The sequence below is a fragment of the Kineococcus terrestris genome (genome assembly GCF_041020755.1).
Lineage (GTDB): Bacteria > Actinomycetota > Actinomycetes > Actinomycetales > Kineococcaceae > Kineococcus > Kineococcus terrestris.
Genome location: NZ_JBEUEI010000001.1, coordinates 14260 through 39563, shown reverse-complemented (window position 1 = coordinate 39563; position 25304 = coordinate 14260). Strand labels below are relative to the sequence as shown.

Here is a 25304-nt window from a genome sequence, read left to right as displayed (position 1 = left end):
CCGCCGCGGTGGCGGGTGCCCGCGCGGCTCAGCCGGGCAGCCGCACCGGGGTCCCCGAGGTGGCGCGCCGTCGGCGCTTGTCCTCGTACATGGCCGCGTCGGCCCGTCGCACCAGGTCCTCGGGGTCCACGGGGGCGGTGGTCGCGGCGGTGCCGGCGCTCGCGCCGACGCCGCAGGTCCTGCCGGACCCGTCCAGGGGGACGGGGGCGACCAGCGCGGCGCGCAGCCGCTCCGCGAGGGCCGCGGGCGCTGCGGCTGCGGACCCGCGCAGCACGACGACGAACTCGTCCCCGCCGGTGCGCGCCAGTGCCGCGCCCGCCGGGACGGCGGCCGCCAGGCGCGCGGCGACCTGCACCAGCAGCCGGTCACCGGCCTGGTGGCCGTGCACGTCGTTGACGAGCTTGAACCCGTCGAGGTCCAGGTAGACGAGGGCGGCGGGCTCCCGCGGGCTCGCGGCCCGGACGGCGGCGGCCAGCGCCTCGCCGGCCCCGCGGCGGTTGAGCAGGCCGGTCAGCGGGTCGTGCAGCGCCGCGTGCAGCAGCTCGTCGTGGCGCCGGCGCTGCTCGGCGGCCAGCGCCTCGGCCGCGCGGCGCTCCCGCGCGGCCAGCCGGGTGACGCTCAGCAGGACCGTGACCGACAGCGTCAGGAGCACCAGGGCGGCCACGTGCGACAGCGCCGGCGGCAGGGTCAGCCACAGCCACCCCGCGTGCACGGCGCCCTCGACGGCCAGCGTGCCGACGACCGTGGTCACCACACCCGCGACCGTGGTGCGCGGGCCGGGTTCGCGCTGGGCGACGTGCGCGGCCAGGGCGGCGGCCAGGAAGGGGTAGACGAAGGGCAGCCCCGTCGAGGCGGACGCCACGGCCAGGGCGGCGGAGACGACGACGAGGCGCAGCTCCACCCGCCGGTGCGGCGAGCGCCCGGCCACCAGGTCCTGCACGTCGTCGGTGAACAGGACGGTCGCCACGCCCCACGTGAGCAGCTGGCTGCCCAGGCTGGCCCGCGGCGCGTCCAGGACGCCGGCCAGCCACCACGCGAACAGGACGCACAGCAGGTAGGAGGCGGTGAAGGCGGTCACGCGCAGCACGCGCCAGCCCGGCGCGCGGGAGGTGCGCAGTGCCCGACGCCACGTCTCGACGTTCACACCCCTCCATCGACCGGTGCGCGCCACGCCTCGACCACCCCTCACCCGGTCGGCGCCCGTCGGCGCGTCGACGTCGCACCTGCTTCCGCGTAGGGTACGCAGGCGTAAGGTACGCGACCGTAGGTTCGGCTCCTCCGCCCGCCGGGGCGGTCCGGGCGGGACCCGCCCAGGACCCGGACGAGGGGGAGCACGTGAGCGACGCGGCGGCCGGCCCGGCCCGCACCGAGCCGATGGTGCAGCTGCTCGACCCCTCGGGGGTCCGGCGCCACCACCCCGAGCACGACGTGGACCTCGCGCCGGACGAGCTGCGCGACGTCCTGCGCGACCTGGTGCTGCTGCGCCGGCTGGACGCGGAGGCGGAGGCGCTGCAGCGCCAGGGCGAGCTGGGCCTGTGGGCCGGCAGCCGGGGCCAGGAGGGCGCCCAGGTCGGCGCCGCCCGCGCGACCCGCCCGCACGACCAGGTCTTCCCCACCTACCGCGACCACGGCGCCGTCCTGGGCCGCGGCATCGACCCGCTGCACGTGCTGAGCCTGTACCGCGGCACCGACCACGGCGGCTGGGACCCGGCCGCGCACCGCGTGCACCCGTACACGCTCGTCATCGCCGCGCAGCTGCTGCCGGCCGTCGGCTACGGCATGGGGATCCAGCGCGACGGGGCCGTCGGCACCGGCGACCCGGCCCGCGACACCGCCGTCATCGCCTACCTGGGCGACGGCGCCAGCTCGCAGGGCGAGACCGCGGAGGCGCTGAGCTGGGCGGCGGTGTTCAACGCCCCCGTCGTGTTCTTCTGCCAGAACAACCAGTGGGCCATCTCCGAGCCGGTCGAGCGCCAGACCCGCGTGCCGATCCACCGCCGCGCCGAGGGCGCCGGGATGCCGGGCGTCCTCGTCGACGGCAACGACGTGCTGGCCTGCCTGGCCGTCGTCCGCTCCGCCCTGGACCGCGCCCGCGCCGGCGGCGGGCCCACGTTCGTCGAGGCGTACACGTACCGGATGGGCGCGCACACCACCTCCGACGACCCGACCCGCTACCGCAGCGCGGCCGACGTGGACGCCTGGCGCGACAAGGACCCGATCGACCGGTTCCGCGCGCACCTCGCCTCCGAGGGCCTGCTCGACGAGGCGTTCGAGACCGCGCTGGCGGCGGAGGCCGACGCGTTCGCCGAGCGGCTGCGCGCCGGGGTGCGCGCGCTGCCCGAGCCGGACCCGGCGGCGATGTTCGACCACGCCTACGCCGAGCCGCACACCCAGGTCGTCGAGGAGCGCGACGAGTTCCTCGCCGCGTGGGCGCGCCACGACGAGGAGTCCGCCGCGATCACCGGAGGAGCACGCTGATGGAGCGCATGGCGCTGGGCAAGGCGATCACGGCGGGTCTGCGGGCGGCGATGGACCGCGACCCGCGCGTCGTCCTCATGGGCGAGGACATCGGCAAGCTGGGCGGGGTCTTCCGCGTCACCGACGGCCTGCAGAAGGACTTCGGCGAGGACCGCGTCATCGACACCCCGCTGGCCGAGGCCGGCATCGTCGGCACCGCGACCGGCATGGCGCTGCGCGGGTACCGGCCCGTCTGCGAGATCCAGTTCAACGGGTTCGTGTACCCGGCGGTGAACCAGATCGTCACGCAGCTGGCGAAGCTGCGGGCCCGCTCGCGCGGGCGCCTGAGCGTGCCCGTCGTCATCCGGATGCCCGCGGGCGGGGGGATCGGCTCGGTCGAGCACCACTCCGAGAGCCCCGAGGCCCTGTTCGCGCACGTGGCCGGCCTGCGCGTGGTCACCCCCGCCTCCGCGCACGACGCGTACTGGATGGTGCAGCAGTCGATCGCCTCCGCGGACCCGGTGCTGTTCCTGGAGCCGGAGCGCCGCTACTGGGAGAAGGGCGACGTGGACGTCGACCTGGCTCCCGGGCAGGTCACCCCCCTGCACCGCGCGCGCGTCCTGCGCGCCGGCACCGACGCGACCGTCGTCGCCTACGGCCCCACGGTGCGGCTGGCGCTGGACGCCGCCGCGGCCGCCGCCGAGGACGGCACGCAGCTGGAGGTCGTGGACCTGCGCTCGATCTCCCCGATGGACGTGGACACCGTCGCCGAGTCGGTGCAGCGCACCGGCCGGCTGGTGGTGGTGCAGGAGGCGCCGACGTTCTTCGGCGCCGGCGCCGAGCTGGCCGCGCGCGTGCAGGAGCGCTGCTTCTACTCGCTGGAGGCGCCCGTGCAGCGCGTCGGCGGTTTCCACGTGCCGTACCCGGTCGCCCGCGTCGAGGAGCACTACCTGCCCGGGATCGACCGGGTGCTCGACGCCGTCGACCGCGCGCTCGCCGCCTGAGCGCGGCCCGGACGACCGCAGGAACCCCAGGAAACGCCCGAGAGGAACCCGTGGACCAGCGCTTCGCCCTGCCCGACGTCGGTGAGGGGCTCACCGAGGCGGAGATCGTCTCCTGGAAGGTCCGCGAGGGCGACCTCGTGGCCGTCAACGACGTCCTCGTCGAGATCGAGACGGCGAAGTCGCTGGTGGAGCTGCCCAGCCCGTACGCGGGCACGGTGGCGCAGCTGCTGGTCCCCGAGGGCGCCACCGTCGAGGTCGGCGCGGACATCGTCGTGGTGCGCACCGGCAGCACCGAGGCCCCCGGGCCCGTGGACCCGCCGGCCGCCGAACCCGCCGCCGCGGCCGCGGACGCCTCCGGCGCGACCCTCGTCGGCTACGGCACCCGCGAGGCCGCCCCGCGCCGGCGCCGCTCCTCCCCGGCGGCCCCGCAGCCGGCCGCGCAGACCGTCGCGCGGGAGACCGCTGCGCCGCAGCCGGTCCCGCCGGAGCCGGCCACCGCACCCGCCGCCCAGCGCGTGCTGGCCAAGCCGCCCGTGCGCAAGCTGGCCCGCGACCTCGGCGTCGACCTGGCCGACGCCACCCCCACCGGCCCCGGCGGCACCGTGACCCGCAGCGACGTCCTCGCCCTCGTGCCCGGCGCCCCCGAGGAACCCGCGCGCCGCGTGGAGCGGCACGAGCGCGAGCACCACGTGCCGATCCGCGGGGTGCGCAAGGCCACGGCCGCCGCGATGGTCGAGAGCGCGTTCTCCGCCCCGCACGTCACGGTGTTCACCACGGTCGACGTCACCCGCACCATGAAGCTGTACCAGCGGCTGAAGCAGGACCGGGAGTTCGAGGGCGTGCGCGTCTCCCCGCTGCTGCTGGTCGCCAAGGCGCTGCTGGTCGCGGTGCGCCGCAACCCGGACGTGAACTCCACGTGGGACGAGGCCAACCAGGTCATCGTCGTGAAGAACTACGTGAACCTCGGCATCGCCGTGGCGACCCCGCGCGGGCTGCTCGTGCCGAACGTCAAGGACGCCGACGCCATGACGCTCAAGGAGCTGGCCGTCGCGCTGGGCGAGCTGACGACGACCGCGCGCGCCGGCAAGGCGTCCCCGCGGGACCTGGCCGAGGGCACCATCACCATCACCAACGTCGGCACCTTCGGCATCGACACCGGCACCCCCATCCTCAACCCGGGGGAGGCGGCGATCCTGGCCGTCGGCACCATCGCCGAGCGCCCCTGGGTGCACCGCGGCAAGGTCAAGCCGCGCTGGACGGTGACCCTGAGCCTGTCCTTCGACCACCGGATGCTCGACGGGGAGAGCGGCTCGCGCGTGCTGGCCGACATCGCCGCCGTCCTGGAGGACCCGGCCCGCGCGCTCGTCTGGAGCTGACCCCGCAAGTCTCGCCGGGCCGTCGTCCGGCCCGGGCGGTCGCCCCCCTCCCGGACGGCCGCGCCCTCCCCGATGGTTGCTCGGGTTCACGAACGGGTAGGGGTCCTGCGGAACGGGTCGGCGACGGGAGGAGGACGGCGTGCCGGGGTGGCTGGAAGCCGGGGCGTGGGGGTTGTTCGGCGGGGCGGCGCTGGTCGTCGGCGCGCTCGTGGCGTGGTTCGCGCCCGTGCCGCGCACCGTCGTCGCGGGCGTCATGGCGTTCGGGTCGGGCGTGCTCATCTCCGCCCTGGCCTTCGACCTGGCGCAGGAGGCCGCCGACACCGGCGGGCTGGCCGTCACGGTGGGCAGCCTGCTGGCCGGGGCGCTGCTGTACGTGGCGGCGAACGCGGCCCTGGCCCGGCACGGCGCCCGGCACCGCAAGCGCTCCGGCGGCCAGCAGCCGTCGGAGTCCGAGCAGGGCGGCAGCGGCGCGGCGATCGCGGTCGGCGCCCTGCTCGACGGGGTGCCCGAGTCGGTGGTGCTGGGCCTGGGGCTGCTCGGCGGGGGCGGCGTGAGCACCGCCGTCGTCGCCGCGGTCGCGATCTCCAACGTGCCGGAGGGGCTGTCCAGCGTGGCGGGCATGAAGCGCGCCGGCCGCAGCGCCCGGTACGTGTTCGGGGTGTGGGGCGGCATCGCCCTGGTCAGCGGGCTGGCCGCCGCGCTGGGGTACCTGGCGCTGGGCGGGGCCTCCCCGCAGGTCGTCGCGGCCATCACGGCGCTGGCCGCGGGCGCCATCCTCACCATGGTCGCCGACACGATGATCCCCGAGGCGTTCGAGCGCACCGGCCTGCTGACCGGGCTCGTCACCACGCTCGGCTTCGTCCTCGCCTTCGCGGTCAGCCGTTCCGGGGGGTGAGGCGGCGGGTGAGGCGGGGGAGGGGCTGACCGGGGGCTGGGGCCGCCGCTAGCGTCCGGGCGACGGCCGCCCGCGAGGGCGACGACGCGAGAGGCGGAGCCCCGTGACCCACACCCCGACCGGACCGCTGCCGGCGCGCCCGGGACCGCTGCCGCGCATCAGCGTGCCGGTGCCGCACGTGGCCCAGCCGCTGCGGCGGTTCCTGGCCACCGAGTCCGGCGGGGCGGTGCTGCTGCTGACCGCGACGGCCGCCGCGCTGGTCTGGGCGAACCTGCCCGGCTCCGGGTACGAGGAGTTCTGGCACACCGAGGGGTCGGTGCGCCTGGGCGGCTGGGAACTGGCCCTGGACCTGCGGCACTGGGTCAACGACGCCGCGATGGCCGTGTTCTTCCTCGTCGTCGGCCTGGAGATCAGCCGCGAGGTCACGGTGGGGGAGCTGCGGAACCCGCGCTCCGTCGTCGTGCCCGTCCTCGGCGCGCTGGGCGGGCTGGCCCTGCCCGCGCTGCTGTACCTGGCGGTCAACCCCAGCGGGCCCGCGGCGGTCGGCTGGGGCATCCCCATGTCCACCGACACCGCGTTCCTCGTCGGCGTCCTGGCGCTGTTCGGGCCGCGCTGCCCGGACCAGCTGCGCCTGTTCCTGCTGACGCTGGCGATCGTCGACGACGTCGGCGCCGTCACCGTGATGGCCGTCTTCTACAGCGACGAGGTGTCGCTGGGCGCGCTGGCCGTCTCGGCGGTCCTGGTGGCGGTGCTCGCGCTGCTGCGCTGGGCGGGGGTGTGGCAGCTGACCCCGTACGTGCTCGTCGGGATCGCGCTGTGGCTGGCCGTGTACGCCTCCGGCGTGCACCCCACCCTGGCCGGCGTCCTCGTCGGCGTCCTCGTCCCGGCCGCGCGCGTGTCGCCCGAGCAGCGCGAGCGGGTGCGCACCTACGGGCGGGCCCTGCTGGAGCGGCCCACCCCGTTCCGGGCGCGGATGGCGACGACGGCGGCGCGCGCCGCGGTGCCCGCCAACGACCGCCTGCAGGACGCCCTGCACCCCCTGAGCGCCTACGTCGTCGTCCCGCTGTTCGGGCTGGCCAACGCCGGTGTCGTCCTGGACGGCGAGGCGCTGCGCACGGCGCTGACCTCGCCGGTGACCGGCGGGATCGTGCTGGCCCTCGTCGTCGGCAACGGCGTGGGCATCTCCGTGGCCGCCGCTCTCGCCCTGCGCACCGGGCTGGGCGACCTGCCCGGCCGCGTGCGCTACGGGCACCTGGTGGGCGGGGCGCTGCTGGCCGGGATCGGGTTCACCATCTCCCTGTTCATCACCGACCTGGCCTTCGACGACGCCGCGCTGCGCGACCAGGCGAAGATCGGCGTGCTCGCCGGCTCGCTCGTCTCGGCCGTCCTGGGGTCGCTGGCGCTGCGCGTCCTGGGCGAGCGGATGCCGCTGTGCACCGTGGACGAGGACCAGCTGCCCGAGCTGCCCGCCGGGCCCTGGCTGGACCCCACCCGGGCGTGAGGCGGGCGGACGGGCCTCAGCGGTGCAGGCCCAGGTTGGTGCGCAGCGCGGACACCTCGACCCGCCCGGTGTAGGCGCGGCCGTCGACGAACAGGGTCGGGGTGCCGCGCGCGCCGTCCGCCGCCCCGGCGCGGTAGTCGGCCTCCACGGCCGGGCGGTGCGCCTGCGCCGCCGCGCCGACCACCTCGCCGACCGCTCCGGCCCGCTGGGCGTAGGCGGCCAGGTCGGGGTCGGTCAGCCGGTCCTGGTGGGCGAACAGCAGGTCGTGCAGCGGCCAGAACGCCTCCCCGGCCGCCTCCGCGGCCAGGGCCGCCGTCAGCGCGAACGGGTGCTTGGTGAACAGCGGGAAGTGCCGGAACACCAGCCGCACCCGGCCCGCGGACCCCTCGACGACCTCGCGCAGCACGGGGGCGGCGGCCGCGCAGTAGGGGCACTCGAAGTCGCCGTACTCGACGATCGTCGTGGCCGCCGCCGGGTCGCCCAGCACGTGCCGGTCCAGGTCCACCGCCACCGGGGCGCCCGCGCCCGCCGCGTCCGCCGTCCCCGTCGCGGGCGCCTCGCCCGGTCCGCTCGCCGTCACGGCCCGGACCGTAGCGCCGCGGCGGCGGCCGGTCGAGCCCCGCCCGCCGTGCCCGGCCCCGCGCCGGCCCCCCGCTCAGCCTGGTCCTGCCAGGCCCTCCCGCGGGAACGGCGGCGGGGTTACCGTCAGCGCTGGCGAGCGCTCCCACGGGTCCGTCCCGCGCGAGCGCCCACCGCCCGGTCCGCCCGTCCCGTCCGCCGGAGGTCCCGTGACCACCACCGCCGACAGCCCGCCCGCGCCGCTCGCGGCGCCCGGTGGCGGGCCCGTCGAGGAGGCCCGCCGCCCCGTCATCCTCTGCGTCGACGACGACCCCGGCGTCGTGCGCGCCGTCGCCCGCGATCTGCGCCGCCGCTACGGGCACAGCCACCGCGTGGTGCGCGCCGACTCCGGCCGCGAGGGCCTGCGCGCCCTGGAGGAGCTGGTCGTGCGCAACCAGCCCGTCGCCGTCGTCATGGCCGACCACCGGATGCCGTCGATGACGGGCGTGGAGTTCCTCGAGGAGGCGATGGACGTCGTCCCGGCCGCCAAGCGGGTCCTGCTGACCGCCTACGCCGACACCGACGCCGCGATCCGCGCCATCAACGAGGTCGACCTCGACCGCTACCTGCTCAAGCCGTGGGACCCGCCGGAGGAGCGGCTGTACCCGCCGCTGGACGAGCTGCTGGCCGACTGGCAGGCCGCCACCCGCCCGGCCGCCGCGGGGCTGTCCGTCGTCGGGCACCAGTGGTCGGCGCAGACGCAGGAGCTCAAGGAGTTCCTGGCCCGCACCTCCCTGCCGTACCGGTACGTCGACGTGCGCAGCGCCGAGGCGCAGCGCCTGCTGCGCATCGCCGGCCTGGACGACGGCCCGGACGCCCTGCCCGTCGTGTTCCTGCCCGACGGCGGGACCGTGCCCGCGTGCCGCCCGCGCGAGCTGGTGCAGCGCCTGGGGTTCCCCACGACCGCGGCCGCGCCCTTCTACGACGTGGTCATCGTCGGCGGCGGCCCCGCCGGGCTGGGCGCGTCGGTGTACGCGGCCAGCGAGGGGCTGCGCACCCTGCTCGTGGAGCGCTCGACGACGGGCGGTCAGGCCGGGCAGAGCAGCCGCATCGAGAACTACCTGGGCTTCCCCAAGGGCGTCTCGGGCAACGAGCTGGCCCAGCGGGCCCGCGACCAGGCGCTGCGCTTCGGGGTCGAGGTGGTGAAGACGGTCGAGTGCGTCGGCGTCGAGGCCGCCGGCGACGGGCGCCGCGTCCGCCTCGACGACGGGTCGGCCGTCGCCTGCCACGCCGTCGTCCTGGCCACCGGCGTGACGTACTCGGCGCTCGCCGCGCCCGGCCTGGCCGAGTTCACCGGCCGCGGCGTGTACCAGGGGGCCGCCGCCCACGAGGCCGCGAACTGCGCCGGGAAGGTCGTCCACGTCGTCGGGGCCGCGAACTCCGCGGGGCAGGCGGCGCTGTTCTTCTCCCAGCACGCCTCCGAGGTCGTCGTGCTGGTGCGCGGGGACTCGTTGCGGCGCAGCATGAGCGAGTACCTGGTGGCGAGGATCGAGGCGACGCCGAACATCCGGGTGCGGCTGCGCACCGAGATCACCGGCGCCTCCGGCGACGGGCACCTGCAGCGGCTGTCGCTGTGCGAGCGCGCCACCGGCCGCGAGGAGGTCGTCGACACGGAGCACCTGTTCGTGTTCATCGGCGCCGCCCCCCGCACCGACTGGCTGGGCGAGGCGTTTGTCCGCGACGCCAAGGGGTTCCTCGTCACCGGACCGGACCTGCTCGACGAGCGGGGCCGCCCGCCCGCCGGGTGGGACGTCCCCCGCGACCCGTACCTGCTGGAGTCCAGCGTCCCCGGCGTGTTCGTCGCCGGCGACGCCCGCGCCGCCTCGATCAAGCGGGTCGCCTCCGCCGTCGGCGAGGGCGCCCTGGCCGTGAACCTGGTGCACCGCTACCTGGAGGGGCTGTGAGCGTCGAGGAGGCCGCCGGGCCGGCCACCGTCGGGGTCGAGGAGCTGCGCACGCTGTTCCTGTTCGAGCACCTGGACGAGGAGGACGTGCGCTGGCTCGCCGGGCGCGGCGACCGGCGCACCTACCCGGCCGGCGCGACCGTGTTCGCCACCGGCGAGCCCGCCGGGCACCTGTGGGTGCTGCTGGAGGGGGAGGTGCGCCAGGAGAAGCAGGTCGGCGGCCGGCCCGTCGTCCTGGGCACCACCAGCCAGCGCGGCGCCTACGCCGGGGCCGTGCGCGCCTTCGTCGACGAGGGCCAGCAGGTCTACGCGAACACCCTGTCCACCACGACGACCACGAGCCTGTTCCGCCTGCCCGCGCGGGACTTCGCCGCGTTCGTGCGCACCCGGATGCCGATGGCCGTGCACCTGCTGGACGGGCTGTACGTGGGCCTGCGCAACACCGAGGCCACCGTGCGCCAGCAGGAGCACCTGGCCCGCCTGGGGCACCTGTCCGCCGGGCTGGCGCACGAGCTGAACAACCCCGCCGCGGCCGCCGTGCGCGCCGCCTCGCAGTTCGGGCGCGTCCTGGGCGTGCTGGCCGACCCGCCGCCGGTCGTGGACGGGCTGGCCGGCGCCGCCGCCGAGGTGCTGGCCGCGGCCCGCGAGCGCGCCCGCGACGGCGGCGGGGTCGCGCTGGGCGCGCTGGAGCGCGCCGACGCCGAGGACGAGGTCGCCGACGTCCTGGAGGACGCCGGGGTCGCCGAGGCGCAGGAGGCCGCCGTCGTCCTCGTCGCCGCCGGGCTGGGCGCGGACGAGGTCGCCGCCGCGGTGGAGCGGCTGCGCGGGCCGGGCCTGTCCGAGCGCGTCGGCTGGCTGGCGGCCGTCCTGGAGGCCGACGCCCTGGCCCGCGAGATCGGCACGGCCACGCAGGCGATCTCGGCGCTCGTCGCGGCCGTCAAGGCGTACAGCTACCTGGACTCCGGCAGCGCGCAGGACGTCGACGTGCACGCCGGGCTGGACAGCACCCTGACGATGCTCGGGCACAAGCTGCGCGACGTGCGGGTGGTGCGCGAGTACGCCGACGGCCTGCCGCGCGTCAGCGCCCACGGCGCCGAGCTGAACCAGGTGTGGACGAACCTGCTCGACAACGCCGTGCACGCCGTCGGCGGGCGCGGCACCGTCGTGCTGCGCACCCGCGCCACCGGCGACGGGGTGCGCGTGGAGGTCGCCGACGACGGCCCCGGCGTCGACGAGGCCGTGCGCGACCGGCTGTTCGACGCGTTCGTCACCACCAAGGGCCCCGGCGGCGGCACCGGCCTGGGCCTGGACGCGTGCCGGCGCATCGTCGAGGACCGCCACCACGGCCGCATCTCCTTCACCACCGGGCCCGGCGGCACGACCTTCGCGGTCGACCTGCCGGTCGTCCGGCCCCGCTGAAGAACCCGCTGGACCCTGCGAGAGACCGGAGGACGTCGTGAGCGCCACCACCTGCGGGCACCTGGACACCGTCGACGAGGCCGCGGCGCCCAGCGCGCCCGGCTGCGAGGACTGCCTGGCGGCCGGGGGCCGCTGGGTGCACCTGCGGATGTGCAGCGGGTGCGGGCACGTCGGCTGCTGCGACTCCTCGCCCGGCAAGCACGCCACCGCCCACCACCGCGGCACCGGCCACCCCCTCGTGCGCTCCTACGAGCCGGGCGAGGAGTGGTTCTGGTGCTACCCCGACGAGCTGCTGTTCGAGCTGCCCGACGCCCCGCCCGCCCCCTCCCACCCCTGAGCGGGGGCCGGTCCACCGTCGCCGGGGTCCGGGGTCCGGGGTCCGGGGTCCGGGGTCAGGGGTCAGCAGGTGTGGACGCGGTCGCCGCCGGCGCCCTTGGACACGTACACGGCGCGGTCGGCGCGCTGCAGGGCGTCGCTCGGCGCGTCGTCCGGGCGCAGCACCGTGTACCCGACGCTGGCCGTCACGCCGTGGGGGCGGCCCGCCGCGGCGACCGCGGCGCGCAGGGCCGCCGCCAGCCGGGCCCGCTCCGGCTCCTCGCGCTGGCGGCACAGCACGGCGAACTCGTCACCGCCGAGGCGGGCGACGCTGTCCACCTCGCGCGCCACCGCGCGCACCGCCGCCGCGACGGCCACGAGCACCTCGTCGCCGACGTGGTGGCCGCAGGTGTCGTTGACGGCCTTGAACCCGTCCAGGTCGACCACGTACAGGGTGGAGACGGGGCGCGGCTCGGCGATCCCCACCTCCAGGCGGGCGGTGAAGGCCCGTCGGTTCAGGCACCCCGTCAGCGGGTCGGTGGCCGCCAGGGTCTCCAGCGTGCGGGCCATCAGCGCGCGCTGGTGCTGCGCGTCGGCCTGGTTGTGCGCCGCCCACACGGCCATCGCGGTGGCGGTGGACATCAGCGCGGTGTGCACGACGGCGGTGCTGAGCTGGGCCTCCGGCCCCGACAGGTGCACCAGGCCGTCGGCGACCACCATGACCGCGCCGAGCGCGCCCACCGCGACCGGGGGGTAGGCCACGGCGGCGTAGGTCAGGGTCAGCACGAGCAGGAGCGTCAGGGCGCTGCCCGCACCCCCGTCGTACACCGCCAGCGCGCTCACCACGGCGGTCAGGGCCAGGCTCCAGCCGTAGAAGAACGGCCCGCCCCAGCGGCCGAGGACCAGCGCCCGCACGGGCACGCGCAGCAGCGCCAGGGAACCGGCGAAGATCGCCGACCCCACCGCCACCAGGCCGCCGCGGTGGGGGCCGGCCGCCGTGGACGTGGCGTAGACGAGCACCAGCAGCGCGCACGTGCAGCTGAGGACCACCCCGATGCGCTGGTGGCGCTGCCAGAAGCGGGCCTGCACCTCGTCCTCGGCCAGCGGCCGCAGCAGCGCGGCGCGCCAGCGCGCCGCGGCGGGGGTGCCACCGGGTCCACCGCGGGGCGGGGCGCGCGGTCCCGGTCCACGCCGACGAGGTGGCCGGCCCCGCCCACAGCGAGCGTCCGGGCGGCCCGGCGCTGCCAGTCGCGCACGACCGCCTCCTCCCGACGTCCGACGCGCCCGGTGGCCGCACCGGGCGGGCCGGTGCTGCGCGCCGCGCGGACGCGGACCGGCCACCTCCTCATCGGCCGGCCGGGACCGGGGCCGCAGCGCCGCGCGCCGCGGTCAGCCGTCCGGCGCAGCGGCGGCCCGCCCCGCCCGCCGCGGTGGGGGACGCCGTCGGCGGCGCGGTGGGGGCCGGGTCACCCGTCGCCGCGGCTGCGCAGGGCCAGGACGAGCGCCACCCGCCCGTCGAAGGACGCCGGGTCCGCGCCCGCCAGCTCGCGCACGCGGGCCAGCCGGTTGCGCACCGAGTTCGGGTGGACGGACAGCGCCTGCGCGGTGGCGCTCAGCGAGCCGTCCAGGGCCAGGTAGGTCTCGACCGTCGTCACGAGCCGGCTGCCGTGCCGGGCGTCGTAGCGCACCAGGGGTCCCAGGACGTGGTCGGCGAACGGCGCGAGGTCCTCGGCCGTCATGCGCTCCAGCAGCCCGGAGAACGTCGCCAGGTCCCGCGGCCCCGCCGGCGAGCCGCGCCGCGCGGCGATGGCGAAGGCCGCCAGCCCCTCGCGCACCGAGCGGGCGACGCGCGGCAGCGGCCCGGGCCCGCCCGTCGCGTGCGGCACGGGCGGTGACGCCGCGGCCAGCGCGGCCGCGCCGGCGGCCACCGCGCCCGCGGCCGCGACGACGACCGCCACCTCGCCGATCCACCCCTCCACGTGCGGGCCCGCGACCGGGCAGGCGCGGCCCGCCGGCAGGCACAGGACGGCCAGGTCGCCGTCGAGGACGTGCGCGGGCAGCCGGTCGCGCAGCACGCCGGCGCTGGCCAGGCCCCGGCGCACGTAGTCCAGGACCCGCCCGTCCTCCCGGCGCTCGCGCCGCGCGCTCCGCGCCGCGTCGTGGACCTCCTGCAGCCTCTCGGTGAACGCGACGAACGGCAGGGTGTTCGGCACCGTGAACAGCGGCAGCCCCGCCCGCCGCGCGTCGTCCGCGAGCTCCAGCGGCGGTTCGTGCCCGCTCACGCCGACCGCCAGGCCGATGCCCGCGGCGCCCGCGCGGACCAGGGCGTCGACGAACGCGCGGCGGTCGGCGGCGGTGCGCAGGTCCGAGCCCACCGTGAGGATCAGCTCCCCGCCGCGCAGGAACGCCGACGGGTCGACGAGCTCCGTCGGGTGCGCCAGGCGCACGGCGCGGTCCAGCCCGGCCCCGCCCGTGAGCACCCGCACGTCGAAACCCGGCCACGACACGACGTCCCGCACGGTCACCGCCGGGGCGCCGCCGGGGCCCGGGAGCGCGGCGTCGGACGTCATCACCGGGAAACACTAGGGCCGCCGTGTGACGCCGGTGTTTCCGCCGGGTGTGGGCGCGCACACCCCGGCGCGGCGGCGGCTGTGGGCGCCGTCAGGAACCTCCCGCGCGGGCGCGCGGCCAGCCTACGGTGACCGCCGGTCCGCCCCCCGCCCCACCGGATCCCGCCGAGAGGAACCCGATGGCCACCACCGGAACCCCCGCCCCCGCCGGCGCGCCGCCCGGCGTCGACACCGACTACCCGCTGAGCCCGGTCCCCGCCGCGGCCCGCAGGAGCACGACGTCCGTCGTGGTCGTCGTCCTCGGTTTCCTGTTCTTCACCCCCACCATGATCACCGGTGGGCAGGTCGCCGTGGCGTTCGACTTCCCCCGCTTCCTGCTGCTGGCCGCGGCGGCCGCCGCCGTGCTGGCCGTCTACATCGGCCTGATGGGCGCCATCAGCGCCCGCACCGGCCTGACGACGGTCCTGCTGGCGCGCAGCGTGTTCGGCCGCGCCGGCGGCAAGTGGGCCTCGATCGTGCTCGGCGGCACCCAGGTCGGCTGGTACGGCATCACCCTGGCGACGCTCACCGACCTCGTCGGCCGCGCGCTCGGCGTGCAGACCACGTGGCCGCTCGCCGTCGTGGCCGGCGTCGCCATGGCGGCCAGCGCCTACCGCGGGTTCCGCGGCATCGAGGTGCTCAGCTGGATCTCCGTGCCGCTCATGCTGGCCCTGTGCCTGTGGGTCCTCGTCCTCGCCGTCGGCGAGACCGGCGGCCCCGGTGACCTGCTGGGCCTGGAGGGCGCGGGCGGGATGAGCACCGGCGTCGCGCTCACCGCGATGATCGCCACGTTCGTCTCCGGCGGCACCCAGATGGGCAACTGGACGCGGTTCGCCCGCTCGGGCCGCACCGCGTTCGTCAGCACCGCGGTCTGCGTCCTGCTGGCCCAGTTCGCCATGCTGGCCTTCGGCGGCGTGGGCGCCGCCGCGTTCGGGCAGGCGGACTACGCCGAGCTGCTCGTCCAGCTCGGCATCGTCGGCGCCGGCCTGCTGCTGCTGGTGCTGAACCTGTGGACCACCAACGACAACACCGCCTACGCGTTCGGCGTCGCCGGTGCCGAGCTGTTCGAGCGCCCCGACAAGCGCCCGTTCGTCGTCGGCGGCGTGGTCCTCGGCATCGCCATCGCCGTCAGCGACCTCGGCGGCGCCCTCGTGCCCTTCCTCGTCCTGCTGGGCGTCGTCATCCCGCCGCTGGGCGGTGCGCTCATCGGCTGGTTCTTCCTCGTCTGGCGCGGGCACGCCCCGGCCACCGACCTCGCCGCGCAGCCGCTCGTGCGCTGGAGCGCCCTGGCCGCCTACGCGGCCGGCACCGCCGCCGCCTGGGCCGGGTCCGCCTTCGACGTCGGGATCCCCGCCCTGCAGGGCGTCGTCGTCGCGGCGCTCGCGGCGCCCCTCGCGGCCGCCGTCGCCCGCCGCGCGACCCGCGCGGAGGTGGCCGCGTGAGCGCCCCCACCCCGGGCCCCACGGGGTCCCCGGGCACCTTCGTCCGCGCCGCCCACGTCATCACGATGCACGCCCGCACCGGCAGCCGCCCCGTCGTCGCGAACGTGCGGTTCGCCGACGGCGTCCTCACCGGGATCGGCCCGGACGTGCGGCCGGAACCCGGCGACACGGTCCTCGACGGCACCGACCGCCTCGTCACCCCCGGGTTCGTCAACGCGCACACCCACTCCTGGGAGGCGCTGTTCAAGGGCCGCTACGACAACCTGCCGCTCGAGCTGTGGATGCTGTTCTCCTACCCGATCCTCGGCGACGCGCGGGTGTCCCCGGACCTGGTGCGCCTGCGCAGCCGGCTGTTCGCCGCCGAGTCGCTCAAGGCGGGCGTCACCACCCTCGTCGACGACGTGCTGGAGACGCCGGGGCAGGAGTTCGACCAGCTGGACGCCGTCGTCGACGCCTACGACGAGGCCGGCGTGCGCGCCAACGTCTCCGGGCACGTCATCAACCGCCCGTTCACGGACACCCTGCCGTTCCTCGGCGAGCTGCTCGACCCGGCCGTCGCCGAGCGGGTGCGGCGCGCGCCCCTGCTGAGCGCCGAGGAGTACCTGACCTTCAGCCGGGAGGCGTTCGACCGCTACCGCGGCCGCGCGGGCGGGCGGCTGCGGTACATGGTCGCCCCGTCCGGGCCGCAGCGCTGCACCGACGACCTGCTCGCCGGGGCGACGGAGCTGGCGCTGCGCGAGGGCGCCGAGTGCCACGTCCACGTCCTGGAGACCAAGACGCAGGCCGTCACCGGGCAGGAGTCCTACGGCGCCACCCTCGTGGAGCACATGGCCCGGATCGGCGCCCTGTCGCCGGTGACGACCTTCGCGCACGGCATCTGGGTCACCCCCTCCGACGTCGAGCTCATGGCGGCGCACGGGGTCTCCGTCTCGCACAACCCCGTGTCCAACATGAAGCTCGGCTCGGGCATCGCGCCCTGGCGCGCCTACCACGACGCCGGGGTGCCCGTCGGGCTCGGCAGCGACGGCTGCTCCTCCAGCGACAGCCCGCGGATGCTCGACGTGCTCAAGGCCGCGGCCCTGCTGCACAAGGTCAGCGGCCCGGACTTCACGCGGTGGCCGACGGTGGAGGAGGTCCTGCGCGCCGGGACGGTGGGCGGTGCGCGGACCGCGCAGCTGCACACCACGACCGGCTCGCTGGAGGTGGGCAAGCGCGCGGACCTGCTGGTGTGGGACCTCGCCACCCTGGCGTTCACACCCCGCAACGAGCTGGACCTGCAGCTCGTGCACTCCGAGAACGGCAGCTCCCTGGAATCGGTCTACGTGGACGGCCGGCTGCTCGTCGACCGCGGGCGCCTGACGACCCTCGACGAGGCCGCGCTCGTGGCCGAGCTCGCCGAGCGGCGCGAGGAACTGCGCTCCTGGCAGGAGGGGCTGGGCCGCCTCAACGAGGTCTTCGTCCCGGCGTTCACCGCGATGCACCACCGCGCGGCCGCCCGCGACGTCGGCGTGGACCGCTGGGCCGACCGCGAGGCCCAACCCGTCGGCTGAGCCCCGCCCGCCGCCCGCCGCGCCCGGCCGGCCCGCTACCGGCGGGCCAGCAGGCGGCGGCGGGCGGCGACCAGGTCGGCGACGGCCCGCTGCTCGGACGTCGTGCGCAGCTCGCCGTCCTCCACCACGACGCGGCCCTCGACCAGGAGCAGCCGCAGCGGCGGGGTGGGGCCGATGACCAGCGCGACGACGGGGTCGTCCAGGTCGGCGTGGCCCAGCCCCGTCAGGTCCCACACGGCCAGGTCGGCGCGCTTGCCCACCTCGAGGGACCCGACGTCGTCGCGGCCCAGGCACGCGGCGCCGCCCGCGGTGGCCGCCCGCAGCGCGTCGCGGGCGCTCATCGCCGCCGGGCCGCCCCGGCCGCGGGCGCTGTAGACCATCTGCCGCAGCTCGTCGACGAGACCGCCCTGCTCGCTGGAGGCGGCGCCGTCCACCCCCAAGCCCACGGGCACCCCGGCGTCCAGCAGGTCGCGGGCGCGCGCCACCCCGGCGCCCAGGCGGGCGTTGGAGCTGGGGCAGTGGGCGACGGCGCTGCCGGTGCGGGCCAGCACCGCGACGTCCGCGTCGGACAGGTGCACGCAGTGCGCGAGCCACACGTCCGGGCCCAGCCACCCCAGGTCCTCCATCACCTGCACGGGGCGGGCGCCGAAGACGCGGGCGCAGAACTCCTCCTCGTCCGCGGTCTCCGCCAGGTGGGTGTGCCGGCGGATCCCCAGCTCGGCGGCCTGCGCGGCCGTCTCGCGCAGCAGGTCCGCGCTCACCGAGAACGGCGAGCACGGAGCGGCGCCGACGCGCACCATCGCGCCGGGGGAGGGGTCGTGGTGGCGGGCCACCGCCTCCGCGGTCGCGGCCAGGACGGCGTCCACGCCCTCGACGACGGAGTCCGGCGGCAGCCCGCCCGCCGAGGCGCCCAGGTCCATCGACCCGCGCGTCGGCGCGAACCGCAGGCCGACCGTCCGCGCCGCCTCGACCGTGGCGGTGAGCTGGTCCCCGCCGTCGCGCGGGTGCAGGTAGTGGTGGTCGGTCGTGGTCGTGCAGCCGGTCAGCGCCAGCCGCGCCAGCCCGGCCCGGGCCGCGGCCTCCACGTCCTCCGCGCGCAGGCCCGCCCACAGGGAGTACAGCGTCGTCAGCCAGTCGAAGAGCCCGGAGTCCACCGCGAAGCCCCGCGTGGCCCACTGGTAGAGGTGGTGGTGGGTGTTCACGAGGCCGGGGGTCACGAGGTGACCGCGCAGGTCCAGCTCGCGGGTGCCCACCGGCAGCCGCGCCCGCAGCTGCGGGGACGGGTCCCCGGCGCCGACCGCCGCGACGACCCCGTCCTCCACGAGGACGTGGCCCGCCGCGTGCTCGGTGCCCGCGGCGTCGACGGTGGCGACGGCGGCTCCGGTCAGCAGCAGGCTCGGCATGCTGGGATCATGTCAGCGGGGGACCGTGACCGGATCGTTCACGACCGGTCACGCAGAACGACTACGCCGTCCGGGTGGGGCGGCCGATGATGCGGGCGTGGGGGGACTGTTCGTGAGGGGTGGGGGCGCCGACGCGCGCCGCGCGACGCGGCGCACCGTCGTCAGCGGGCTGCTGGGCGCGGGGGCGCTCGTGCTGGGCAGCGGCTTCGCGCAGCCGGGCGACGTCACCGGGCCGGTCGCCGCGCCCACCGGCGCGCCCGAGCCGGAGCAGCCGTACGACCCCGGACCGCGCCTGCCCGCGGCCGAGCCCTCGCACGGCGGGGTGGTCTACGAGACGTTCACCAGCGCCGCGCGCGGGCGCGAGGTGACGTGGGGCCACTACGTGCCGCACGGCTTCGTCCCCGTCGGCCTGCCCGTCGTCGTCACCCTGCACGGGCGCGGCGGCGACGCCCGCTCCAGCTTCGAGTACCTGCGGATGCAGGACGCGCTGGAGCAGCACGTCGCCGGGGGCGGGGCGCCGTTCGCGCTCGCCTCGGTCGACGGGGGGCTGACGTACTGGCACCCGCGCGCTGACGGCGACGACCCCCTGCGGATGGTCACCGAGGAGCTGCTGCCGCGCCTGGCCGGCCTCGGGCTGGACACCTCCCGCTACGGCGTGCACGGCATCTCGATGGGCGGTCTCGGCGCGCTGATCATGGCGCGGGAGGCGACCGCGGGCCGGTTGCGCGGCGACGGCGAGCTGGTCGCCGTGGCCGCCTCCAGCCCGGCGCTGTTCCCGGCCCTGGACTGGGCCAGCGAGGGGGCCTTCGACTCCGCGGCCGACTTCGCCCGCTGGGGGGCGCTCGCGTCCGCGCCCGGCGTGCGGGGCCTGCCGATGACGGTCTCGTGCGGGTCCAGCGACAAGTTCGCCGGCCCGACGGCGACCTACCGGTCGCTGGTGCGGCCCCGCCCCGAGGGCGGCATCTCCCGCGGCGACCACACCGAGTCCTACTTCCGCGCCCGCTTCCCCGCCCAGCTCGCCTTCCTCGGCAGCCACCTCGGCGCCTGACGGCCCGCCCTCCGGGCGGCGCCGCGCCAGGCGACCGGCACCCCGTCCCTCCCCACCGTGATCGTGCACGGTTGAGCACTCACCCCTCCACGATCACCGTGATCTCGCTCGGACTCCCTGCGAGATCACGGCGGGGAGGAGAGGTGGGGAGGGGAGGGGCGGGGTCCTCCGGAGGGCGGCGGGTCAGTTCTGGGCGCCGAGGGGGTCGGCGACCGGGGTGCCCGGGGCCGTCGGCAGGCCGGCGTGCCGGCCGTGCGGGGTGGTGGCGTCCTCGCCGAGCGCCTGCTCGATGGAGCCCTCGTCCAGCCCGAGGTCGCGCAGGTGCTCCACGGCCGCGGTCAGCCGCTGCTCGCGGCGCACGGCCTCCTCGGCGAGCTCGCCGACCGCGCGCTGCGCCGACTTGGCCTCCTCCACCCCGGCCCGCACCTGCTCGGCCAGGTCGGCGCCGCCGGTGTCGCGGCCGGTGGGCTCGCCGGGCACGGGCGCGCCCGTCGTGGCGCGCGTGTCGGCCGCCGCGCGCTGCTGCACGACCGGCGCGCCGGCCGCCGCCTGCGGGGAGGCGGCCGCGTCGGCGCCCTGCACGGCGCCCGCGGGAGCGGTGCGCAGCGGCAGGCCCGGCAGGAACAGCACGATGACGAAGCCGACGACCATGACGGCCGCGGCCACCAGGTAGATCAGGCTCGTGGAGTCCGAGAACCCGACCTTGAACGGGTGCGACAGGACGGCCGGCAGGCTGGAGACGACGGAGGTGTCGTCCGCGGCGCGGGCCAGGACGCCCTGCAGCCCCGCCTGGTCCAGCCCCGCCCGCTGCAGCCCGGCGGCGAACTCCGGGTCGCCCGCCGCGCCGGCGTAGGCGTCGGAGACGTTGCGGCCCAGCGTGGAGAACAGGATCGACAGGAAGACCGCCGTGCCCAGCGTGCCGCCCATCTGGCGGAAGAACGTCACCGAGGAGGTGGCCACGCCGATCGCGCGCGGGTCGGCGGCGTTCTGCACCGCCAGGATGATCGGCTGCATGTTGCCGCCCAGGCCCCAGCCCATGACGACCATCACGAGCATGGTCTGCCACACGGGGGTGTCGGCGTCCACGCGGCTGAAGAGGAAGAGGGCGAGCACCATGAGGCCGGTGCCGACGATCGGCAGCGGGCGGTACCGGCCGGTGCGGGAGATGAAGCGGCCGGCGAACGCGCTGGCCGACATGATCCCCAGCACGAGCGGCAGCATCTGCAGGCCGCCCTCGGTGGGCGAGGAGCCCTTGACGACCTGCAGGTACTGCGGCAGGACGGCCATGGCGCCGAACATGCCCATGCCCAGGACGAGGCTGCCGAGGCTGCCGACGACGAAGGTGCGGCCGGAGAACATCCGCAGCGGCAGCAGCGCCTCCTCGCCGAGCGCGCGCTCGGCCAGGACGAAGGCGACCAGGCCGAGGGCGGACAGGGCGTAGCAGGCCAGCGCGCCCGTGGAGCCCCAGCCCCACTCGCGGCCCTGCTCGGCGACGATCAGCAGCGGGACCAGGCACAGGACGAGCGCCAGCGCGCCCGGCCAGTCGATGCGGTGGCGGGTGGAGCGGCGCGGCAGCTTGAGGTTGCGCAGCACCACGGCGAGGGCGAGGGCGCCCAGCGGCACGTTGATCCAGAAGATCCAGCGCCAGCCGGCCAGGCCGAGGATCGTCTCGTGGCCGGCGAAGAAGCCGCCCGCCACGGGCCCCAGGACGCTGGAGGTGCCGAAGACGGCCATGAAGTACGCCTGGTACCGGGCGCGCTCCCGGGCGGGGACGATGTCGGCGATGATCGTCAGGGCGAGCGACATGAGGCCGCCCGCGCCCAGGCCCTGCAGCGCCCGCCAGGCGGCGAGCTCGTACATCGACTGCGAGATGCCGCACAGGGCGGAGCCGATGACGAAGACGACGATGGCGGTGATGAAGAACGGCCGCCGGCCGTACATGTCGGACAGCTTCCCGTACAGCGGCGTGGAGATCGTCGAGGTGATGAGGAAGGCCGTCGTCGCCCACGCCTGCAGGGAGAACCCGTCCAGGTCGTCGGCGATGGTGCGGATGGCGGTGGCCACGATCGTCTGGTCGAGGGCGCCGAGGAACATCCCCAGCAGCAGCCCGGACAGGATCGCGAGGACCTGCCGGTGGCTGAGGGCCGGCGCCGCGGGGGCGCCGGGGGCGGTCGTGCTCATGCGGTCTCCCGGTGGTCCTGGACGGGGCCGGGGACGGAGGTCCCCGGGAAGCGGGTGGGCGGCGCGGTGCAGCCCAGGAGGTCGGCGCGGGCCTCGTCGAGGCCGTCGCTGAGGCGCTCCAGCAGGCGGGTGAGGGTGGTGACGTCCTCCTCGCTCCAGCCGTCGACGGCGCGGGCGACGAGGTCGTTGCGGCGCCGGCGCAGCGTGTCGACCAGCTCGGTCCCGGCGGGGGTGAGCGCCAGCAGGCTGGCCCGCCCGTCGGAGGGGTCGGGGCGGCGCTCGAGCAGCCCGCGGCGGACCAGCTCGGCGGTCTGCCGGCTCGTGGTGGAGGGGTCGGTGCCCAGCCGCTCGGCGAGGGTGCCGGCGCGGGCGGGGCCGAGGTGGGTGAGGGCGAAGAGCACGGTGTGCACGGCGCGCTCGGCGTCGTCCTCGCCCCGGCCGAGGGCGGTCTTGAGGGCGGTGGCGGCGCGCAGGTGCCGGACGAGCTGGTCGCCGAGGGCGGCGACGCGTGCGGTCACGAGGGGGCTCCGGTCGGGTGGAGGGGGTGGGGCGAGCGGGTGGCGGGCGCGGCCGTCCCGGCGTGTCGGGGCGGGTCCGGCCGGCGGACCGTGTAACGGGCGGTGGTTCGACGGCGAAGTACTCCCCGGGACGGCGTCCGCCCGGGCGGGATCCTTGAGTGCCGCACGCAACAAGTTAGCAGTCACGAGCACCGCCGGGGAGGCGAGAGGATGTCCTGGTGCGCGACGACCCGCTCCACTGCTCCGGACGGGGGAGGCTGCGCTACGGTGCTTGACAACCCTCAGTGTCGGGAGAGTCACTCTGTGTCGTCTGTGAACTGGTCGTGCGTGACGACGCTGCCCCCTGAGCCCCTGTCCTCCCGCGCCGCCCGGCACGTCGTGACTGACTGGTGCATCACCGAGGGGCTCATCGGCGACGTCGTCGACACCCTCCTGCTCCTCACCGCCGAGCTCGTCACCAACGCCGTCATCCACGGCCGCAGCGACGTCGAGCTGTGCCTGGGCCGCAGCGGCGCCCGCGTGCGCGTGGGCGTCGGCGACGAGAACACCCGGATGCCGCAGCGGCGCACCTCCGACCCCGACGCCCTCGACGGCCGCGGCCTCGCCCTCGTCGAGGCGCTCGCCGACGCCCACGGCATCGAGGTCACCGCCATCGGCAAGGTCGTCTGGTTCGAGGTCCTCACCCACGCCGGCCCCGCCCGGCGCCTCGCCACCGCCTGACCCTCCACCGCCGGGTCCCCGGCCCCGCTCGTCCGCAGGGTCCCCGGCCCCCCTCGTCCACGCCCCGCTGCGCCGCCCCCGTGCCACCACGAGGTCCAGCCGTGATCATGGATGGTCGAACGCTCACCCGTCCACGATCACCGTGATCCCGCGGGGACCACCTGCAAGATCACGGTGGGGAGGAGGGTGAGGGACGGGGGAGCGCGGGGCGGGCCTGCGGAGGGGGCGGGAGGGCCCGCGGGGTGACGCGGGGAACACCTCCCGCGGGCGGAGGGGCCGCGGACGGCGACCTACCCTGGACGGGTGGTGACCTCCCGCCGACCCGCCGCACCAGCCCCGGCGTCACCGGCCGCCGGCCGGCTGCGGCTCACCGCTCCCGGTGCGGCCGCCACCACGGCGGCCGTCCTGCTCGCCGCCCTCGCCGTCGCGCTGCTGGCGCTGGCCGCCTCGGGCGGGCTGGTGCCCCCGGCCCTCGGCGACCCCGGCGAGCTCGTCCGCTACGGCCTGCCCGTGGCGCGCACCGTCCACGACCTGGCCGCCGCGCTCACCGTCGGCTGCGCCGTCGTGGCCACCGTCGTCCTGCCGCACCCCGGCCCCGCGTGGACGCGCGCCGTGCGCGCAGGGGCCGTCGGGGCCGGGGTGTGGGCGCTGGCGGCGCTGGTGGTGCTCGTGCTCACGGCGATGGACGTCGTCGGCGCCGCCCCCGGCGCGGAGGGCTTCGGCGCCCAGTTCGCGCAGTTCGCCCAGGAGGTCGACCTGGGCCGGGCGCTGCTGGTGACCACCGTCCTGGCCGCCGTCGTCGCCACCGTGGGGGCCGCGGCCACCACGCCCACCGGCGCCACCTGGACGGCCGTGCTGTCCCTGGTGGCGCTCGTGCCGCTGTCGCTGTCCGGGCACGCCGCCGGCTCGGCCTCCCACCAGACGGCCGTCACCTCGCTGTTCCTGCACCTGGCCGGCGTGACCGTCTGGGTGGGCGGGCTGGCGGCGCTGCTGCTGGTGCTCCCCCTGCTGCAGCGCCCGCTGGTCGCGGCGCAGCGGTACTCGGCGATCGCCCTGGCCTGCTTCGCGCTCGTCGCGCTGTCCGGCACCGTCAACGCCTGGGTCCGCCTGGGCGGCCTCGAGGGCCTGGGCACGCCCTACGGGGCGCTCGTCGTCGGCAAGGTCGTCGCGCTGGTGGCCCTGGGGGTCCTCGGCTGGTGGCACCGCCGGCGCACCCTGCCCCTGCTGGCGCAGCGGCCGCGGGCGTTCTGGCGGATCGCCGCCGGCGAGCTGGTCCTCATGGGCGCGGCCACCGGCCTGGGGGTGGCGCTCTCGCGCAGCCCGACGCCCGTGCCCGCGGACGACCCGGCGACGTCGGTGGCCGCCTCCCTGCTCGGCGAGCCCGTCCCGCCGCCGCTGACGACCGCGCGCTGGTTCACGCAGACGTCGCCGGACCTGCTGTGGCTGCTCATCGGCGGCCTCGTGGTCGTGCTGTACCTGCTGGGCGTGCGCGCGCTGCGCCGGCGCGGGGACCGCTGGAGCACGGGCCGGACGCTGTGGTGGCTGTTCGGCTGCGCGCTGCTGCTGTTCGTCACCAGCGGCGGGCCGGCCGCCTACGGCCGGACCTCCTTCAGCACGCACATGCTCCAGCACATGCTGCTGACGATGGCGGTGCCGCTGCCGCTGGTCCTCGGCGCGCCGGTCACCCTGGCGCTGCGCACGCTGCCCGCCCGCCGCGACGGCTCCCGCGGCCCGCGCGAGCTGCTGCTGGGGCTGGTGCGCTCGCGCTGGCTGGCCGTCGTCGGCCACCCGCTGTCCGCGGCGGTGCTCTTCTCCGGCAGCCTGATCGTCTTCTACTACTCGCCGCTGTTCGAGCTGGCGCTGCGCACCCACGTCGGGCACGAGCTGATGATGTTCCACTTCATCGGCACCGGGTACCTGTTCGGCTCGGTGCTCATCGGCGTGGACCCGGGCGCCCACCGGCCCGCCTACCCGCTGCGCCTGATCCTGCTGCTGGCCACCATGGGCTTCCACGCCTTCTTCGGCGTCTCGCTCATGCAGGGCACGCAGCTGCTGGCCGGCGACTGGTTCGCGGCGGTCAACCCCGGCGCGGACCTGCTGGCCGACCAGCACCGCGGCGGGGACATCGCGTGGGGCATCGGGGAGGTGCCCACGCTGGCGCTCGTGCTGGCCGTCGCGATCAGCTGGGCGCGCTCGGACGCGCGCGAGACCAAGCGCCGGGACCGCGCCGCCGCCCGCGACGGGGAGAAGGAGCTGGCCGACTACAACGCCATGCTGGCCCGCTACGCCGAGCGCGACGGGAGCGGCGGCGGGCGCCGCTGAGGCGCCCGCCGCGCGCGGCCCGC

General features: G+C 76.8%; 20 protein-coding genes. 13 read left to right on the top strand and 7 right to left on the bottom strand.

The window, feature by feature from the left end; all coding sequences use genetic code 11:
- Nucleotides 1–28: 28 nt before the first annotated feature.
- The gene (locus tag AB8M62_RS00170) at nucleotides 29–1144 is read right to left on the bottom strand and encodes a sensor domain-containing diguanylate cyclase (protein WP_369055197.1); all 1116 of its coding nucleotides are present in this window, start codon (nucleotides 1142–1144) and stop codon (nucleotides 29–31) included.
- A gap of 191 nt (nucleotides 1145–1335) precedes the next feature.
- Between AB8M62_RS00170 and pdhA the strand changes: the two genes are divergently transcribed.
- The 5 genes from pdhA to nhaA all read left to right on the top strand — a co-directional run bounded on the left by pdhA (nucleotide 1336) and on the right by nhaA (nucleotide 7233).
- The gene (gene pdhA / locus AB8M62_RS00165) at nucleotides 1336–2478 is read left to right on the top strand and encodes a pyruvate dehydrogenase (acetyl-transferring) E1 component subunit alpha (RefSeq protein ID WP_373694814.1); all 1143 of its coding nucleotides are present in this window, start codon (nucleotides 1336–1338) and stop codon (nucleotides 2476–2478) included.
- The gene (locus tag AB8M62_RS00160; RefSeq protein WP_369055199.1) at nucleotides 2478–3461 is read left to right on the top strand and encodes an alpha-ketoacid dehydrogenase subunit beta; all 984 of its coding nucleotides are present in this window, start codon (nucleotides 2478–2480) and stop codon (nucleotides 3459–3461) included. The genes pdhA and AB8M62_RS00160 overlap by 1 nt, the downstream gene beginning before the upstream one ends.
- Nucleotides 3462–3511: 50 nt before the next feature.
- Nucleotides 3512–4837 carry a dihydrolipoamide acetyltransferase family protein gene (locus tag AB8M62_RS00155; protein ID WP_369055200.1) on the top strand — a complete coding sequence of 442 codons (1326 nt, stop codon included), beginning with the start codon at nucleotides 3512–3514 and terminating at the stop codon, nucleotides 4835–4837.
- Nucleotides 4838–4976: 139 nt separating this feature from the next.
- Nucleotides 4977–5732: a ZIP family metal transporter gene (locus tag AB8M62_RS00150; RefSeq protein ID WP_369055201.1), complete on the top strand. Its 756-nt coding sequence runs from the start codon at nucleotides 4977–4979 to the stop codon at nucleotides 5730–5732.
- A gap of 103 nt (nucleotides 5733–5835) precedes the next feature.
- Nucleotides 5836–7233: a Na+/H+ antiporter NhaA gene (gene nhaA / locus AB8M62_RS00145; protein ID WP_369055203.1), complete on the top strand. Its 1398-nt coding sequence runs from the start codon at nucleotides 5836–5838 to the stop codon at nucleotides 7231–7233.
- 16 nt (nucleotides 7234–7249) lie between these two features.
- On the opposite strand, the gene AB8M62_RS00140 is transcribed toward nhaA, so the two are convergent.
- The gene (locus AB8M62_RS00140) at nucleotides 7250–7813 is read right to left on the bottom strand and encodes a DsbA family protein (protein ID WP_369055204.1); all 564 of its coding nucleotides are present in this window, start codon (nucleotides 7811–7813) and stop codon (nucleotides 7250–7252) included.
- Between the two features lie 289 nt (nucleotides 7814–8102).
- Here AB8M62_RS00140 and AB8M62_RS00135 point away from each other — a divergent pair, with 289 nt between their 5' ends.
- The 3 genes from AB8M62_RS00135 to AB8M62_RS00125 are packed head-to-tail and all read left to right on the top strand — an operon-like array spanning nucleotide 8103 to nucleotide 11510.
- On the top strand, nucleotides 8103–9755 hold the full coding sequence (locus AB8M62_RS00135) for an NAD(P)/FAD-dependent oxidoreductase (protein WP_369055273.1): 1653 nt from the start codon (nucleotides 8103–8105) through the stop codon (nucleotides 9753–9755).
- A complete protein-coding gene (locus AB8M62_RS00130) occupies nucleotides 9752–11173 on the top strand; it encodes an ATP-binding protein (protein WP_369055206.1) in 1422 nt (473 codons plus the stop codon). The genes AB8M62_RS00135 and AB8M62_RS00130 overlap by 4 nt, the downstream gene beginning before the upstream one ends.
- Before the next feature lie 37 nt (nucleotides 11174–11210).
- The gene (locus tag AB8M62_RS00125) at nucleotides 11211–11510 is read left to right on the top strand and encodes a UBP-type zinc finger domain-containing protein (RefSeq protein ID WP_369055208.1); all 300 of its coding nucleotides are present in this window, start codon (nucleotides 11211–11213) and stop codon (nucleotides 11508–11510) included.
- 62 nt (nucleotides 11511–11572) lie between these two features.
- On the opposite strand, the gene AB8M62_RS00120 is transcribed toward AB8M62_RS00125, so the two are convergent.
- Both AB8M62_RS00120 and AB8M62_RS00115 read right to left on the bottom strand, forming a co-directional pair.
- A complete protein-coding gene (locus tag AB8M62_RS00120) occupies nucleotides 11573–12577 on the bottom strand; it encodes a GGDEF domain-containing protein (protein WP_369068251.1) in 1005 nt (334 codons plus the stop codon).
- Nucleotides 12578–12954: 377 nt separating this feature from the next.
- On the bottom strand, nucleotides 12955–14058 hold the full coding sequence (locus AB8M62_RS00115; RefSeq protein ID WP_369055211.1) for a PucR family transcriptional regulator: 1104 nt from the start codon (nucleotides 14056–14058) through the stop codon (nucleotides 12955–12957).
- A gap of 179 nt (nucleotides 14059–14237) precedes the next feature.
- Between AB8M62_RS00115 and codB the strand changes: the two genes are divergently transcribed.
- Nucleotides 14238–15539 (top strand): cytosine permease, encoded by a 1302-nt coding sequence (gene codB / locus AB8M62_RS00110; protein ID WP_369068250.1) that lies wholly within the window; start codon nucleotides 14238–14240, stop codon nucleotides 15537–15539.
- Nucleotides 15536–17089: an amidohydrolase family protein gene (locus AB8M62_RS00105; protein ID WP_369068249.1), complete on the top strand. Its 1554-nt coding sequence runs from the start codon at nucleotides 15536–15538 to the stop codon at nucleotides 17087–17089. The genes codB and AB8M62_RS00105 overlap by 4 nt, the downstream gene beginning before the upstream one ends.
- A gap of 35 nt (nucleotides 17090–17124) precedes the next feature.
- Here AB8M62_RS00105 and AB8M62_RS00100 read toward each other — a convergent pair whose 3' ends face one another.
- Nucleotides 17125–18492, bottom strand: coding sequence for an 8-oxoguanine deaminase (locus AB8M62_RS00100; RefSeq protein WP_369068248.1), 1368 nt, complete (start codon nucleotides 18490–18492; stop codon nucleotides 17125–17127).
- Between the two features lie 97 nt (nucleotides 18493–18589).
- Between AB8M62_RS00100 and AB8M62_RS00095 the strand changes: the two genes are divergently transcribed.
- Nucleotides 18590–19540, top strand: a complete 951-nt coding sequence (locus AB8M62_RS00095) for an alpha/beta hydrolase-fold protein (RefSeq protein ID WP_369068247.1) — start codon at nucleotides 18590–18592, stop codon at nucleotides 19538–19540.
- A gap of 183 nt (nucleotides 19541–19723) precedes the next feature.
- Here AB8M62_RS00095 and AB8M62_RS00090 read toward each other — a convergent pair whose 3' ends face one another.
- Both AB8M62_RS00090 and AB8M62_RS00085 read right to left on the bottom strand, forming a co-directional pair.
- Nucleotides 19724–21721, bottom strand: coding sequence for an MDR family MFS transporter (locus tag AB8M62_RS00090; RefSeq protein WP_369068246.1), 1998 nt, complete (start codon nucleotides 21719–21721; stop codon nucleotides 19724–19726).
- The gene (locus tag AB8M62_RS00085; RefSeq protein WP_369068245.1) at nucleotides 21718–22239 is read right to left on the bottom strand and encodes a MarR family winged helix-turn-helix transcriptional regulator; all 522 of its coding nucleotides are present in this window, start codon (nucleotides 22237–22239) and stop codon (nucleotides 21718–21720) included. The genes AB8M62_RS00090 and AB8M62_RS00085 overlap by 4 nt, the downstream gene beginning before the upstream one ends.
- 327 nt (nucleotides 22240–22566) lie before the next feature.
- Between AB8M62_RS00085 and AB8M62_RS00080 the strand changes: the two genes are divergently transcribed.
- Together AB8M62_RS00080 and AB8M62_RS00075 are read left to right on the top strand one after the other, a co-directional pair.
- Nucleotides 22567–22959 (top strand): ATP-binding protein, encoded by a 393-nt coding sequence (locus tag AB8M62_RS00080; RefSeq protein ID WP_369068244.1) that lies wholly within the window; start codon nucleotides 22567–22569, stop codon nucleotides 22957–22959.
- Nucleotides 22960–23262: 303 nt separating this feature from the next.
- Complete coding sequence (locus tag AB8M62_RS00075) at nucleotides 23263–25281, top strand: bifunctional copper resistance protein CopD/cytochrome c oxidase assembly protein (RefSeq protein WP_369068243.1); 2019 nt, start codon at nucleotides 23263–23265, stop codon at nucleotides 25279–25281.
- Nucleotides 25282–25304 lie beyond the last annotated feature (23 nt).

Bases quoted from the DNA above. Each gene is read 5' to 3' on its own strand.
- codB (WP_369068250.1), top strand. From the start codon at position 14,238: ATGGCCACCACCGGAACCCCCGCCCCCGCCGGCGCGCCGCCCGGCGTC.
- AB8M62_RS00160 (WP_369055199.1), top strand. From the start codon at position 2,478: ATGGAGCGCATGGCGCTGGGCAAGGCGATCACGGCGGGTCTGCGGGCG.
- AB8M62_RS00100 (WP_369068248.1), bottom strand. From the start codon at position 18,492: ATGCCGAGCCTGCTGCTGACCGGAGCCGCCGTCGCCACCGTCGACGCC.
- AB8M62_RS00115 (WP_369055211.1), bottom strand. From the start codon at position 14,058: ATGACGTCCGACGCCGCGCTCCCGGGCCCCGGCGGCGCCCCGGCGGTG.
- AB8M62_RS00090 (WP_369068246.1), bottom strand. From the start codon at position 21,721: ATGAGCACGACCGCCCCCGGCGCCCCCGCGGCGCCGGCCCTCAGCCAC.